This window comes from Acidimicrobiales bacterium (assembly GCA_035540975.1).
In the GTDB taxonomy this organism is placed as follows: Bacteria; Actinomycetota; Acidimicrobiia; order Acidimicrobiales.
Genome location: DATLFN010000006.1, coordinates 1 through 14,539 on the forward strand (window position 1 = coordinate 1; position 14,539 = coordinate 14,539).

At 73.2% G+C, this 14,539-nt stretch carries 10 protein-coding genes and 1 tRNA gene; 7 read left to right on the forward strand and 4 right to left on the reverse strand.

What is annotated here, in order from left to right; all coding sequences use genetic code 11:
- Positions 1-823 (forward strand): hypothetical protein (locus VM242_00920; GenBank protein ID HVM03709.1); only part of this gene is annotated, 823 nt, incomplete at its 5' end.
- A gap of 21 nt (positions 824-844) precedes the next feature.
- On the opposite strand, the gene VM242_00925 is transcribed toward VM242_00920, so the two are convergent.
- Positions 845-919, reverse strand: a tRNA-Arg gene (locus VM242_00925).
- Positions 920-968: 49 nt separating this feature from the next.
- Between VM242_00925 and VM242_00930 the strand changes: the two genes are divergently transcribed.
- The gene (locus VM242_00930) at positions 969-1,340 is read left to right on the forward strand and encodes a response regulator (protein HVM03710.1); all 372 of its coding nucleotides are present in this window, start codon (positions 969-971) and stop codon (positions 1,338-1,340) included.
- A 149-nt stretch (positions 1,341-1,489) separates the two neighbouring features.
- On the opposite strand, the gene VM242_00935 is transcribed toward VM242_00930, so the two are convergent.
- Entirely contained in the window at positions 1,490-2,938 is a 1,449-nt protein-coding gene (locus tag VM242_00935) for a helix-turn-helix domain-containing protein (protein HVM03711.1), read from the reverse strand.
- Between the two features lie 141 nt (positions 2,939-3,079).
- Between VM242_00935 and aceB the strand changes: the two genes are divergently transcribed.
- On the forward strand, positions 3,080-4,681 hold the full coding sequence (aceB, locus tag VM242_00940) for a malate synthase A (protein ID HVM03712.1): 1,602 nt from the start codon (positions 3,080-3,082) through the stop codon (positions 4,679-4,681).
- 32 nt (positions 4,682-4,713) lie between these two features.
- Entirely contained in the window at positions 4,714-6,060 is a 1,347-nt protein-coding gene (aceA, locus tag VM242_00945) for an isocitrate lyase (GenBank protein ID HVM03713.1), read from the forward strand.
- Between the two features lie 220 nt (positions 6,061-6,280).
- Here the strand turns inward: aceA and argS are convergent, their stop codons facing one another.
- Positions 6,281-8,026, reverse strand: coding sequence for an arginine--tRNA ligase (gene argS, locus VM242_00950; GenBank protein ID HVM03714.1), 1,746 nt, complete (start codon positions 8,024-8,026; stop codon positions 6,281-6,283).
- Between argS and lysA the strand changes: the two genes are divergently transcribed.
- Positions 8,025-9,350 carry a diaminopimelate decarboxylase gene (lysA, locus tag VM242_00955; GenBank protein HVM03715.1) on the forward strand — a complete coding sequence of 442 codons (1,326 nt, stop codon included), beginning with the start codon at positions 8,025-8,027 and terminating at the stop codon, positions 9,348-9,350. The genes argS and lysA overlap by 2 nt on opposite strands.
- A 44-nt stretch (positions 9,351-9,394) precedes the next feature.
- Here lysA and VM242_00960 read toward each other — a convergent pair whose 3' ends face one another.
- Positions 9,395-12,088 carry an EAL domain-containing protein gene (locus tag VM242_00960; GenBank protein HVM03716.1) on the reverse strand — a complete coding sequence of 898 codons (2,694 nt, stop codon included), beginning with the start codon at positions 12,086-12,088 and terminating at the stop codon, positions 9,395-9,397.
- 110 nt (positions 12,089-12,198) lie between these two features.
- On the opposite strand from VM242_00960, the gene VM242_00965 reads away from it, so the two are divergent.
- Together VM242_00965 and thrC are read left to right on the forward strand one after the other, a co-directional pair.
- The gene (locus VM242_00965) at positions 12,199-13,494 is read left to right on the forward strand and encodes a homoserine dehydrogenase (GenBank protein HVM03717.1); all 1,296 of its coding nucleotides are present in this window, start codon (positions 12,199-12,201) and stop codon (positions 13,492-13,494) included.
- The coding region (gene thrC / locus VM242_00970; GenBank protein HVM03718.1) for a threonine synthase at positions 13,491-14,539 on the forward strand (1,049 nt) is incomplete at its 3' end. The genes VM242_00965 and thrC, both read left to right, overlap by 4 nt.

The following is a 14,539-nucleotide window of genomic DNA, read 5'->3' on the forward strand; positions in this document are numbered from 1 at the left end:
ATGCCCACCACCCGGTAGCCGCCGGGACCGGCGACCGCCGGCCCCGTCGGCGCCGGCGGTCGCCGGTCCCGGCGGCTACCGGGTGGTGGGCATCGACGGGCGGACCTTCACCTTCGGCGAGACCGGCGCGACCGGCTCGACGGCGGCCCTTCCCGTCGACCCGGCCAAGCCGGTGGTCGGCGCGGCGGCGACGCCCGACGGGTCGGGCGCCTGGGTGGCCACCTCCGCCGGCGGCATCCACACGGTCGGGGCAGCCGCCTTCCACGGCTCGGCCGCCACCCTCGCCCTCAGCCGGCCTGTCGTCGGCATCGCCGCCACCCCTTCGGGCAACGGGTACTGGCTGGTGGCGTCCGACGGCGGCATCTTCTCCTTCGGCGGCGCCCGGTTCTTCGGGTCGACGGGAGCGATCAAGCTCAACCAGCCCATCGTCGGCATGGCCGCCACCCCTTCGGGCGACGGGTACTGGCTGGTCGCCTCAGACGGCGGCATCTTCGCCTTCGGCGACGCCCGGTTCTCCGGCTCGACGGGGGCGATCAGGCTCAACAAGCCGGTGGTGGGCATGGCCTCCACGCCGTCGGGCCGGGGCTACTGGCTGGTCGCCTCCGACGGCGGGATCTTCGCCTTCGGCGACGCCCCGTTCCACGGCTCGACCGGGGCGCTCACGCTCAACCGGCCCATCACCGCCATGGTGGCCACGCCCTCGGGCGCCGGCTACCGGTTCGTGGCCACCGACGGCGGCGTGTTCTCCTTCGGCGACGCCCGCTTCCTCGGCTCGGCCGCCGACAAGGGCGTGGCCGTGGCCGCCCTCGTCCCGTCGAAGTAGCGACGGTCACCGTTCCGAATGTGGCGCCCTCGGCAGGACTCGAACCTGCGCACCCGGCTCCGGAGGCCGATGCTCTATCCGCTGAGCTACGAGGGCGGGCCTCCCAATCCTAGGCGGTCGGCCCGCGACGCCTAGGATGGCTGCGGTGGCGACGGTTCTGGTGGTGGATGACGACCCTGTCATCCAGAGGCTCCTCCGGGTGAACTTCGAGATGGAGGGCTACACCGTCCTGGTGGCCAGCGACGGGCTGGAAGGCCTCGCCCGGGCGCGGGCGGAGCGGCCGGACATCGTCGTGCTCGACATCATGATGCCGAAGATGAGCGGGCTGGACGTGGCCCGGGAGCTGAAGTCCGATCCCGACACGGCGGACATCCCCGTCATGCTCCTGTCCGCCAAGGCGCAGGAGGCGGACCTGCGAGCCGGCGACGAGAGCGGCGCCGACGGGTACCTCACCAAGCCGTTCGACCCCCTGCTCCTCCTCCAGCGGGTCGAGGAGCTGATCGGCCCCGCCAGCTGAGGACCCCGCCCGCCGGCACGGTCGGCACGCCGGCACCGTCGGCACCGCCCGCACCCCGGGTCTGGCACCAGGAATCGGCACCATGGTGTCGATTCCTGGTGCCAGAAGCGGTGCCGGCAGGCTCCGCACCGCCCGGACCGCGCGCCGGGTCAGCCGGTGACCGGCGCGTGGCGGTCGAGGAAGTCGTACACCTCGCTGGCGTCGGCCTCCGGGAACACGCCCGGCGGCAGGGCGGCCATGACGTAGCGGTGCACGCGCACCCACGGCCACACCCGCCCGTTCCAGCGGGCCGCCGCCTCGGGCTCGGGGCGACGGCAGCACGGCCCGTCCGGGCACCTTGACTCCGCCTCGTTGGTGGTCTCGTGGCCCCGGAAGAAGCGGGCGGCGGCGGCCGTGGTGCCGATGCTGATCGCCTCGTTCGGGTGGCGGTCGATCTCGACGCTCGTCGAGCAGAAGAACCGCCCGGCCGGGGTGTCGGTGTACTGGGCATGGACGGCGAAGCGGTCGAGCGACCCGAACGCCTGCCGCGTGCCCCACCACCGGCACACTCGCTCGCCCTCGATGGCGCCGGCCGCATCGGTGGGGAAGGGGATCCCGTCGTTCTCGTAGGCCTTCCAGACGACGCCCTCGTCGTCGGCCCGCACGAAGTGGACGGGGACGTCCAGGTGGTGGGTGGCCAGGTTGGTGAGGCGGTGGGCGGCCATCTCGTAGGAGATGTAGAACACCTGCTTGAGGTCCTCGGGAGACAGGTCGCCCTCCCGCTTGGCCCGGCTCATCAGCTCGACGGCCGGGCGCTCGGGTGCGAGCACGGCGCCGGCGAAGTAGTTCGCCTCGACCCGCTGGCGGAGGAAGTCGCCGAACCCGGCCGGCTCGCCGTGGTCGAGGGCGAAGTGGCCGAGCGTCTGGAGGACGACCGAGCGGGCCACGCGCGTGGGCAGGGCGTTGCGCTGGTGGATGTAGATGCGGCGGTGGCGAAGATCGGCGACCGCCTGGGTGGACACGGGCATGTCCTGCACGCGCCGCAGGTCGAATCCGAAGTGGGCGACGAGGTCGGAGAGGGTGCGCTCGGCCACCGCGCCGCTGCCGTCGTAGCCGACGGCCGCCAGCGCCTCGCCCGCCAGCCGCTCGATGTGGGCGAAGTAGTTGTCCCGTGAGCGCATCTCGGCCCGTACCTCGGCGTTGGCCAGGCGGGGCGCCTCGGGCGCCGGCGCCGCCGCGGCCCGCTCCTCGAGGGCGTGGAAGAGGGTGACGACGTGGTGGAGGAAGTCGTCGGGGACGCGGGCCGAAGGCTTCAGGTAGGGGAGCCGCAGCGAGCGGTACAGCGGGTCCTCCTGGGCCTGCTGGAGCTCGATCTCCAGGGCCGCCCGACGCGACGGCGGCTGACCGCTGAGGAGCTCCGACGCCGTCACGCCCAGGGCCGCAGCCAGCCCCTCGATCAGCGACAGCCGGGCCTCCCGCCGCCCGTTCTCGACCAGCGACAGGTAGGGCGCCGGTTTGCCCACCTTCTCGCCCAGGGCGTCGAGCGTGAGCCCGCGACTGCGGCGGAGGTGACGCAGGCGCTGCCCGAACATCAGCGTCTCGGCGCTGGCCGTGGCCATGAAGAACTTTCCTCTCTCTCGCCGTACATCGAAAGTTCATCTGATCTTATCCGTGATCGAGGTAGGCGGATCTGCGATAACCGCAGGAAGCGACGAAGTTGCACCGGCGGCGGACCGAGCGGCCGGAGCGGAGGAGGGCACGTGACGACCGTGGCGGAGACCGGGAGGGTGGAGATCCGGGGGACGGGCGAGCCGGCCGAGGCCGACGTCCTCACCCCGGCGGCGCTCGACTTCGTCGCCCTGCTCCAGCGGCGCTTCGGCACCGAGCGCAGGCGGCTGCTGGCACTGCGGGCCGAGCGCCAGGCCCGCTTCGACGCCGGCGAGCGGCCCGGGTTCCTGCCCTCCACCCGCCCCATCCGGGAGCAGGGTTGGACGGTGGCGCCGCCGCCCAAGGACCTGCTCGACCGCCGGGTCGAGATCACCGGCCCGACCGACCGCAAGATGATGATCAACGCCTTGAACTCCGGCGCCAGCGTGTTCATGGCCGACTTCGAGGACTCCCTGTCGCCGACGTGGGCCAACGTCGTCGCCGGCCAGGCCAACCTCCGCGACGCCGTCCGGGGCACCATCACCTTCGAGGCGCCCGGCCGCACCTACCGGCTGAACGAGGAGACGGCCACGCTGGTGGTGCGCCCCCGGGGCTGGCACCTGGAGGAGCGCCACGTCCTCGTCGACGGCGAGCCGGTGCCGGCCAGCTTGTTCGACTTCGGGCTGGCCTTCTTCCACAACGCCCGGGAGCTGCTCGACCGGGGCTCGGGCCCGTACTTCTACCTGCCCAAGCTGGAGAGCCACCTCGAGGCCCGGCTGTGGAACGACGTCTTCACCGCCGCCCAGGAGGAGCTGCGCATCCCGCACGGCACCACCCGCGCGACCGTGCTCATCGAGACGGTGCCCGCCGCGTTCGAGACGGACGAGATCCTCTACGAGCTGCGCGACCACGCCTCCGGCCTCAACGCCGGTCGGTGGGACTACATCTTCAGCGTCATCAAGAAGTTCCGGAGCCATCCCGACCTGGTGCTCCCCAACCGGTCGTGGGTGACGATGACCGTGCCGTTCATGCGGGCGTACACCGAACTGCTGGTGCGCACGTGCCACCGCCGCAAGGCGTACGCCATCGGCGGCATGGCGGCGTTCATCCCGAACCCCCGTGACCCCGCCGCCAACGAGGAGGCCTTCGCCCGGGTACGGGCCGACAAGGTCCGGGAGGCGGGCGACGGGTTCGACGGCACGTGGGTCGCCCATCCCGGCCTCGTCCCCGTCGCCTGCGACGTCTTCGACGGCGTGCTGGGCGACCGGCCGAACCAGCTGGGCCGCACGCGCGAGGACGTCGATGTCACGGCCGACGACCTCCTGCGCGTGGGGATCTGCCGCGATCACGTGACCGAGCAGGGGCTGCGCACCAACGTCAGCGTCGGGATCCGGTACCTCGAGTCGTGGCTCCGGGGCGTCGGAGCGGCGGCCATCGACAACCTCATGGAGGACGCGGCGACGGCGGAGATCTCGAGATCGCAGGTGTGGCAGTGGGTGCACCACGGCGTCCGGCTGGCCGAGGGCCAGGTCGTCACCCGCCACCTCGTCACCCACCTGGCGGACGAGGAGATGGACCGGCTCCGCGCCACCGTCGGCGGCCACGACTTCGTCACCCGCCCGTTCGCGGCGGCCCGGGCCCTGTTCCTCTCCGCAGCCCTCGACGACCCGTTCGTCGAGTTCCTCACCCTTCCCGCCGGCCGGCTCCTCGGCTGACGGCCCCGACACGACGAACGTCAGGAGGCGACGTGCACAACGGCGACGACCGGTTCCGCACCGAGGGGGCCGCCCTGGAGCGGGCCTGGGCCGCGGACCCGCGGTGGTCCGGCGTCCGGCGCGACTACGCGGCGGCCGACGTGGTCCGGTTGCGGGGTTCGATGCCGGTCGACCACACGGTGGCCCGGGCCGGGGCGGCCCGGCTGTGGGAGCTGCTAAACACCGGGGACTACGTGCACGCGCTGGGCGCCATGACCGGCGGCCAGGCCGTGCAGATGGTGCGGGCCGGCCTCCAGGCGATCTACCTCAGCGGCTGGCAGGTGGCGGCGGACGCCAACCTCTCGGAGCACGTCTACCCCGACCAGAGCCTGTACCCGGCGAACAGCGTCCCGTCGATGGTGCGGCGCATCAACAACGCCCTGCGCCGGGCCGACCAGATCGAGTGGGCCGAGGGGTCGCTGTCGCGCCGGTGGATGGTGCCCGTCGTGGCCGACGCCGAGGCCGGCTTCGGCGGCCCGCTCAACGTCTTCGAGCTGATGAAGGCGATGATCGAGGCCGGCGCGGCGGCGGTGCACTTCGAGGACCAGCTGGCGTCGGAGAAGAAGTGCGGGCACATGGGCGGCAAGGTCCTGGTGCCGACGTCCCAGCACGTGCGGACCCTCGTCGCCGCCCGCCTGGCCGCCGACGTCGCCGGCGTCCCGACCCTGGTCGTGGCCCGCACCGACTCCCTCGGCGCCGAGCTGGTCACCAGCGACGTGGACGAGCGGGACCACCGGTTCCTCACCGGCGAGCGCACGCCCGAGGGCTACTTCGCGACGCGGGCGTGCATGGAGTCCGCCATCGCCCGCGGGCTGGCCTACGCCCCGTACGCCGACCTCATCTGGTGCGAGACCTCCACGCCCGACCTCGACGACGCCCGCCGCTTCGCCGAGGCCGTCCTCGCCCACCACCCCGACAAGGTGCTGGCCTACAACTGCTCGCCGTCGTTCAACTGGAAGCGCCACCTCGACGACACGACCATCGCCCGGTTCCAGAAGGAGCTCGGCGCCATGGGGTACCGGTTCCAGTTCATCACCCTGGCCGGGTTCCACGCCTTGAACGCCTCGATGTTCGAGCTCGCCTCCCGGTACGCCGAGGCCGACATGTCGGCGTACGTCGGGCTCCAGGAACGAGAGCTGGCCATGGAGGCCGAGGGGTACACGGCGACCCGCCACCAGCGTGAGGTCGGGGCCGGTTACTTCGACCGGGTGGCGAGCGTGGTCGCCGGCGGCCGGACGGCGACGCTCGCGCTCGAAGGGTCCACCGAGGCCGCCCAGTTCGACCGTGACGCCGTCCGGGGCGGCGGCACCAGCGGCCCACTCGCGGCCCGACGGGGTTGACCCCCGAACTCGGTTCCGCGGGCGCCCACCGCTGATCAGGTCCGACGACCATCGAGCGCGTGGCCGCCGTCCTCGTCGTCGCGTCGTCTACGGCGGGCGACATCCGCCGAGCTCGTACCGAGCCTTGCGCACGCCGGCGCCCGGGGACCAGAGACGTGCGGTCGACGAACGCAGACCGGTCCCGATGCAATGGGCTGTCATGTACTCGACGCAGTCGGCGCTACATCCGCTCGGGAGCCTCGATGCCGAGCAGGTCGAGGCCCTGGCGGAGCACCCGGGCGGTGAGGGAGCACAGGGCGAGCCGTGACGAACGCTGCTCCTCCGTGTCGGCGCGCAGCACGGGGCAGTGCTCGTAGAAGGTGGTGAAGGCGCCGGCCAGCTCGAACAGGTACGTGCACAGGCGGTGGGGCTGGAGCGTGTCGGCCGTGCTCCGGACCACCCCCTCGAACGAGAGGAGGTGCAGGGCGAGGGCCCGCTCGGCCGGCGCCGTCACGGTCACCGCCGAGGTCGCCGCCTGGGCTCCGACCTCTGCGGCCTTGCGGAAGATGGAGCAGATGCGGGCGTGGGCGTACTGGAGGTAGGGCGCGGTGTTCCCGTCCATGGCCAGCATCCGGTCGAGGTCGAAGACGTAGTCCTTGAGCCGGTCGTTGCTGAGGTCGGCGTACTTGACGGCGCCGACGCCCACCTGGCGGGCGACCTCCTGGCGGGTCTCGGCGTCGAGCTCGGGGTTCTTCTCGCGGACGACGGCGTCGGCTCGCTCCACCGCCTCCTCGAGCAGGGCGATGAGCTTCACCGTGCCACCCGCCCGGGTCTTGAACGGGCGGCCGTCGGGCCCGAGCACGGTGCCGAAGGGGACGAACTCCGCCCGGCGGCCGTCGCCCAGCCACCCCGCCATCTCGCCCGCCGCGAACAGCAGCGCGAAGTGCTGGGCCTGGCGGGCGTCGACCACGTAGACGACCCGGTCGGCGCCCAGCTCGCACACCCGGTAGCGCAGGGCCGCCAGGTCGGTAGCGTCGTACGCGAACCCGCCGTCGCTCTTGCGGACCATCAGCGGGAACGGCTTCCCGTCCCTGCCGGTGAACCCGGGCGGGAAGACGCACAGGGCGCCCTCGTCCACCACGGCCAGCCCCTTGCTCTCCAGCTCCTCGGCGACGTCGGCGAGCATCGCGTTGTAGAAGCTCTCCCCGGCGATGTCGTCGTCGGTGAGCCGCACGCCCAGGAGCCCGTAGACCGTCGAGAAGTAGGCCGTCGACAGGTCGATGAGGAGCCGCCACGCACGCCGGGCGTCCTCGTCCCCGCCCTGGAGCGCCACCACCCGCAGGCGGGCCCGCTCGGCGAACGCCGGGTCGCTGTCGAACTTGCGCTTCGCCTCCTGGTAGAAGGACTCGAGGTCCCTGACCGAGAGCTCGGCGGCCGCCTCGGCACCGACCTCGTCGAGGTGCTCGATGAGCATCCCGAAGTTGGTGCCCCAGTCGCCCAGGTGGTTCTGGCGGACGACCCGGTGGCCGAGGTGCTCGAGGACGCGGACGATGGCGTCGCCGATGATCGTGCTGCGGAGATGGCCGACGTGCATCTCCTTGGCCACGTTGGGCGACGAGTAGTCGACCACCACCGTCTGCGCCCGCTCCGCCGGACCCACGCCGAGCCGCGGGTCGCCGGCCAGGGCACCGACGGCCGCCGACAGGTACTCGGGGAGGAGGCGGAGGTTGAGGAAGCCGGGGCCGGCCACCTCCGGCGGCCCGGCGACGCCGGCGACGTCGAGGCGTTCGGCGATGGCCGCCGCCACCTCGCGGGGGTTGCGCCCGACCGACTTGGCCAGCGCCATCGCCGCGTTCGCCTGGTAGTCGCCGAAGCGCTCGGAGGACGAGCGGCGCAGCACGGGGTCGGTGCCGGCGTGCTCGGGACCGAAGGCCGCCTCGATGGCCCGGGCGAACCGGGGCTTGAGGTCGTCGATCGGGTCGGCCATGCGGGTCCCTTCGTCGCGGGGACCGAAAGGTAGCGTCAAAACCATCCCCCCCCTCCCGCCGTCGCTCCTGCCGCTCACCGCCGAGGTCGGTGCCGACGGCCGCCTGTCCATCGGCGGCGTCGACGTCCTGGGCCTGGCGCAGGAGCACGGCACGCCGCTGTTCGTCTACGACGAGGAGCACCTGCGCCGGCGCTGCCGCGAAGCGGTCGGCGCCTTCGGCGACGGCGTGGCGTACGCGTCGAAGGCGTTCCTGTGCACGGCGATGGCCGCCCTGGTCGCCGAGGAGGGGATGTGCATCGACGTGTCCACCGGCGGCGAGCTGCACGTCGCCCTGGCCGCCGGGGTCCCCGCCGGGCGTCTCGTCCTCCACGGCAACAACAAGTCGGAGGACGAGCTGGCCCGTGCCCTGGAGGCGGGCGTGGGACGGATCGTCGTCGACTCGTTCGACGAGGTGGCCCGCCTCGAGCGGCTGGTCGCCGCCGGCGCCCGGCGGGCGGACCTGCTGGTGCGGGTGACGCCGGGCGTCGAGGCCCACACCCACGAGTACGTGCGGACGGGCCAGGAGGACACCAAGTTCGGCTTCAGCGTCGCCAGCGGGGCCGCCGCCGAGGCCGTCGCCCGCCTCACCGGCGCCGACGCGCCCGGTCGCCTGGTCGGCGTGCACGCCCACATCGGCAGCCAGGTGTTCCTGCTGGCGTCGTTCGACAAGGCCGTCGAGGTGCTGGCCGCCTTCTTCGCGCCGCTCGGCCTGCCCGAGCTGTGCATCGGCGGGGGTTTGGGCGTCGCCTACGTGGCCGGTGAGGAGGCGCCGTCCATCACGGCGTGGGCGGCGGCCGTCAGGGACGCCTGCGCGGCCGCCGGCGTCCCTGCCGGCACGCGGGTCACGGCCGAGCCGGGGCGGGCCGTCGCGGCGGCGGCGGCCGTCACGCTGTACCGGGTGGGCACGGTGAAGCACCTGCCCGGGATCCGCACGTACGTGGCGGTCGACGGGGGCATGAGCGACAACCCGCGGCCGGTGCTCTACGGCAGCGGGTACGAGGCGTTCCTGCCCCGGTGCACGGGCGCCGACCGGCCCCTCATGGCCACCGTGGTCGGCAAGCACTGCGAGTCGGGGGACGTCCTCGTGCGCGACGCCTGCCTGCCCGCCGACCTGGCCGTGGGCGACGTGCTGGCCACACCCGTCACCGGCGCCTACGGGCACTCCATGGCATCCACCTACAACAAGGTTCCCCGCCCGCCCGTGCTGTTCGTGCGCGACGGCCGGGCCCGGGTCGTGGTCGTCAGGGAGACGCTGGACGACCTGCTCCGCCTCGACCGCCCGTAGCGCTTCGACCTCGTTCGTTCGCGTCGCTCGGAGCGGGTCGCGCGCTACGAGAGGCGGTGGACGACCTGGTCGGCCGGCTGGGGCCGGGCCAGGAAGTACCCCTGCACGAGCGGGCACCCGAGCTCCCGGAGCGCCCGCAGCTGGCCCTCGGTCTCCACGCCCTCGGCTACCGCCCGCATCCCGATGGCGGCGGACAGCCGGATCACGGCCCGCACGATCTCGGTGTCGACGTCGCCGTCGCGCAGCTCGCCGATGAACGAGCGGTCGATCTTCACGTAGTCGACCGGGAACCGCTTGAGGTAGCCGAGCGACGAGTAGCCGGTGCCGAAGTCGTCGATGCTCACCCGGGTGCCGAGGGCCTTCAGGCGCTTGAGGGTGACGGTCGCCGCGTCGGCGTCCGCCATCATGGCGCTCTCGGTGACCTCCAGGCACAGGCGCGAGGCGTCCAGGCCGGTGGCGGCGAGGACCTCCGCCACCTGCTCGGTGAGGTCGGGGAGGCGGAACTGCTGCGGCGACAGGTTCACGGCGACGACCAGGTGCGACCGGGCGGGGTCCTCGTCGGTCCACGCCTTCAGCTGGCGGCACGCCTCCTCCAGGACGAACCGCCCGAGGGGCACCACCAGGCCGGTCTCCTCGGCCAGCGGGATGAAGTCGCTCGGCGCCACCATCCCGTGGACCGGGTGGTCCCACCGCACGAGCGCCTCGACCCCGGCGACGGCCCCCGTCCCCACCTCGACCACCGGCTGGTAGTGGACCGCCAGCTCACCCTGCTCGATGGCTCGCCGGAGGGCCAGCTCGCGGTCGAGGCGGGCCGTCTCCTCGGCCTCCGTGCCCGGCCGGAAGACCTCGTAGCGCGCCTTGCCCTTGGACTTGGCGCGGTACATGGCCACGTCGGCGTCCCGGAGGCACTGCTCGGCGCTGGTGTGACCGGGGTGGCCGACGACCACGCCGATGCTGGCGGACACCGGCACGTCGCGGCCCTGGACGTGGAACGGGGCCGCCAGGTCGTCGAGGATGCGCTGGGCGACGCCCTCGGCGTCGGAGTCGTCGCCCATGTCGACGAGCAGCATCACGAACTCGTCGCCCCCGAAGCGGGCGAAGGTGTCGCCGGGCCGGACCTTGGCCCGCAGGCGTTCGGCCACGCCGACCAGCAGCTGGTCGCCGGCGTGGTGCCCCAGGCTGTCGTTGACCACCTTGAACCGGTCCAGGTCGATGAACAGCACGGCGTAGGGCGACCGGCTCCGGGACGCACGCAGGTGGGCCTGCTCCAGCCGGTCGGCCAGCAGCGCCCGGTTGGAGAGCCCGGTGAGCGAGTCGTGGAAGACCTGGTGGGTGAGCTGGTCCTCCAGGGCCTTGCGCTCGGTGATGTCCCGGAAGGCCATGACGGTGCCACTGGCCTGGCCCCGCACCAGGACCGGGGAGGCGGACACGGCGACGGGCAGCGGGTCGCCGCCGGCCCGGACGAAGGTGTCGTCGTCGTCCCTCCACGTCCCGCCCGAAGCCAGCCGGGCGGCCAGGTTGCAGTCCCGCGGCGAGGGGCCGTGGACGCCCGGGTGGGCGTGGACGACGTCGTGCAGCGGCCGCCCCGTCAGCCGGCCCTCCCCGAGGCCGAGCATGCGCTCGGCCGCCGGGTTGGCGAACGTGACCACGCCGGCGGGGTCCAGGGAGACGACGCCCTCGGCCAGGCTGCTGGTGACGGCGCGCAGGCGCTCGAACAGCGTGGCGTTGGCCAGGGCGCTGGCTGCGACCGACGCCAGCGCCCGCAGCAGGCCCTCGTCGTTCTCCTCCCACGCATCGCCCGCGCGCCGGGCGGTCACCTCGACGGCGGCCTCGGGGCTCACCTCGGCACGCAGGGCGCCGGGCGCCGGCTCCGTCCCGATGGGTACCAGCCGGGCCTCGGTGGCGTCGAGCAGCCGACGGGCCGACGTCAGCACGGCCGTCACGACCTGCTCGGGCTCCATGCTCGACCGGATGGAGCCGGCCGCCTCGTACAGCCGCTCGATGTCGCGTCGCTCGTTGAACGAGCTGAAGGCCCGGCCGAACGCCACCTGGAACATCGAGAACGGCACCGCCATCACCACGATCAGCCAGAGCCGGTCCTCGAGGCCGGCGGCCAGGAGGACGCCGAGGGCGATGGACGTCGTCCAGGTGACGAGCCGCACCTCGAGGCCGTCGCGCACGACGTCTGTGAACGGCGTCCGCTGGACGGTGGCGATCACGCCCGCCACGAGCACCATCGACACGGCCGAGTAGACCAGGGCGCCCACGGCGGCGCCGGCCAGCCCGACGTCGCTCAGGTCCCCGGCGCTCGCCCCGATGAGGCGGCTGGCCCCCACCCCGAGGCCGGCGGCGCACACCATCACCCCGGCGTTGAACATGCCCTTCAACCAGCCCCGCCGGTGCCACGCCTCGCCGACGACCACGGCGAGGCCGAGCACCGTCAGCGTCTCCGCCGCCGTGAGGTAGAGGGCCATCGGGACGATGAACGCCTCCTCCAGGTTGAGGTTCTCGCCCTGGCCCTCGTGCGACACCCGCAGCGGCACGACCTGGAGAGCGGCGACGCCCACGCCGAACAGGAGCGAGCGCCCGAGGTGGCCCCAGGCCGGGTCGGACGCGGCGACGGCGACGGCCAGGGTGGCGACACCGGCGGTGGCAGCGAGGACGCACAGGCCGTCCACCAGCCGTCGGTCGGGACCGGTGACGACCCGGTCGCCGGGAGCGAGCGTCTCCAGCGTCATGCCCGAACGCCTCCCCATGGTCCTGACACCACGATATGGCCGCCAGAGCCGTCGCAAGGGACCATCCCGCCACGTTCCCCCCGCCCGGCCATCGGGGTTACCGTTCGAGGATGGACGCCCCCGACCTCCAACCCGTCCGCATCGGCCTGCTCGGCTGCGGCAACGTCGGCGGGGCGCTCGTGCAGCTCCTCACCGGCGACGCCGACGGTGTCGCCCACCGGACGGGCCTGCGCTTCGAGGTCCGCCGGGTGGCCGTGCGCAACGTGGCCCGGGAGCGGGTCGTCGAGCTGCCCGACGGCTGCCTGACCCACGACGCCGAGTCGGTGGTGTCCGACCCCGACGTGGACGTCGTGGTCGAGCTGATCGGCGGCATCGAGCCGGCTCGCAAGCTGGTTCTGGCGGCGCTGAAGCAGGGCAAGCCGGTGGTCACCGCCAACAAGGAGCTGCTGGCCAACGTGGGCGCCGAGCTGTTCGAGGCGGCCGCCACCGCCGGCGTGGACCTGCTCTACGAGGCCTCCGTCGCCGGCGGCATCCCCCTGATCCGCCCCCTCCGCGAGTCGCTGGCGGGCGAGCGCATCACCCGCATCATGGGGATCGTCAACGGGACCACCAACTACATCCTCACCCGCATGACGGAGGACGGCGCCTCCTACGGCGACGCCCTGGCCGAGGCCCAGGGGCTGGGGTACGCCGAGCGCGACCCCACCGCCGACGTCGAGGGCTTCGACGCCGGGGCCAAGGCCGCCATCCTGGCCAGCATCGCCTTCGGGGTGAACGTCGTCGCCGGGGACGTCTACCGCGAGGGCATCAGCGGCATCACCCCGGGCGACATCGACGTGGCCCGCCGCCTCGGCTACGTCGTCAAGCTGCTGGCCATCGTCGAGAAGGTGGACGACGCGGTGGCGGTGCGGGTCCACCCGGCCATGATCCCCGTCACCCACCCGCTGGCGTCGGTGCGGGACTCGTTCAACGCGGTGTTCGTCGAGGGCGAGGCGGTGGGCGAGCTCATGCTCTACGGGCGGGGCGCGGGCGGGCTGCCGACGGCGAGCGCCGTGCTGGGCGACCTGGTGGACGCCGCCCACAACCTGCGTTCACGGAGCAGCGGGCGCACCGGCACCCTGCGCCAGGGCCGGTTCCGGGCCATCGACGAGCTGTCGTCGCAGTACTACCTCAACCTCGACGTGGTCGACCGGCCCGGCGTGCTGGCCGCCGTCGCCACCGTGTTCGGCGAGCACGGCGTGTCGATCCGGTCCATGGAGCAGGAGGGCCTGGGCGACGAGGCCCGGCTGGTGTTCATCACCCACCGGGCGCGCGAGCGCGACGTCCAGGCCACGCTCCACGACCTGCGCCACCTGGACGCGGTCAAGCGGGTCGGCAGCCTGCTGAGGGTGGTGGGGCCCGAGTGAGCGCCACCCCCGGCCGGCCGGCGTGGCGGGGCGTGATCGAGGAGTACCGGTCGTTCCTGCCGGTCACCGCCGCCAGCCCCGTCGTCACGCTCCACGAGGGCGGCACGCCGCTCATCCCGGCGCCCCGGTTGAGCGACCGCGTCGGCGCCCGGGTGTTCCTCAAGTACGAGGGGCTCAACCCCACGGGGTCGTTCAAGGACCGGGGGATGACCATGGCCATCTCCAAGGCGGTGGAGGACGGGGCCAAGGCGGTCGTGTGCGCATCCACCGGCAACACGTCGGCGTCGGCCGCCGCCTACGCGGCGCGGGCGGGCCTGACCTGCGCGGTGCTCATCCCGGCCGGGCACATCGCCCTCGGCAAGCTGGCCCAGGCGCTCATCCACGGCGCCAAGGTCCTCCAGGTCCGCGGCAACTTCGACGTCGCCCTCGACATCGTCCGCGACCTCGGCGAGACGGCGCCGGTCACCGTGGTGAACTCGGTCAACCCGTTCCGGATCGAGGGCCAGAAGACGGCGGCGTTCGAGGTGGTGGACGCCCTGGGCGACGCCCCCGACCACCACTTCATCCCCGTGGGCAACGCCGGCAACATCACCGCCTACTGGAAGGGCTACCTGGAGTACCGGGAGGCGGGCCACTCGTCGAAGCTGCCCGCCATGATGGGGTTCCAGGCGGCCGGCGCGGCTCCCATCGTCGAGGGCCATCCCGTCGAGAACCCCGAGACGGTCGCCACGGCCATCCGCATCGGCAAGCCGGCGTCGTGGTACGGGGCGACGGCCGCCGCCTCGGAGTCGGGCGGGGGCATCGGCGCCGTCACCGACGAGGAGATCCTCGAGGCGTACCGGTTCCTGGCCGGCTACGAGTCGGTGTTCTGCGAGCCCGCCTCGGCGGCGTCCGTCGCCGGCCTGCTCAAGGTGGGCGTCCCCGCCGGCTCCACCGTGGTGTGCGTGCTCACCGGCCACGGCCTCAAGGACCCTGATATCGCCATCGGCCAGATCGCCGTGCCCACCGCGGTGGACGCCGACGGGGCCGCCATCCGGGCCGAGCT

Bases quoted from the DNA above. Each gene is read 5' to 3' on its own strand.
- lysA (HVM03715.1), top strand. From the start codon at position 8,025: ATGCGGGTCCCTTCGTCGCGGGGACCGAAAGGTAGCGTCAAAACCATC.
- argS (HVM03714.1), bottom strand. From the start codon at position 8,026: ATGGCCGACCCGATCGACGACCTCAAGCCCCGGTTCGCCCGGGCCATC.
- VM242_00965 (HVM03717.1), top strand. From the start codon at position 12,199: ATGGACGCCCCCGACCTCCAACCCGTCCGCATCGGCCTGCTCGGCTGC.
- VM242_00960 (HVM03716.1), bottom strand. From the start codon at position 12,088: ATGACGCTGGAGACGCTCGCTCCCGGCGACCGGGTCGTCACCGGTCCC.
- VM242_00935 (HVM03711.1), bottom strand. From the start codon at position 2,938: ATGGCCACGGCCAGCGCCGAGACGCTGATGTTCGGGCAGCGCCTGCGT.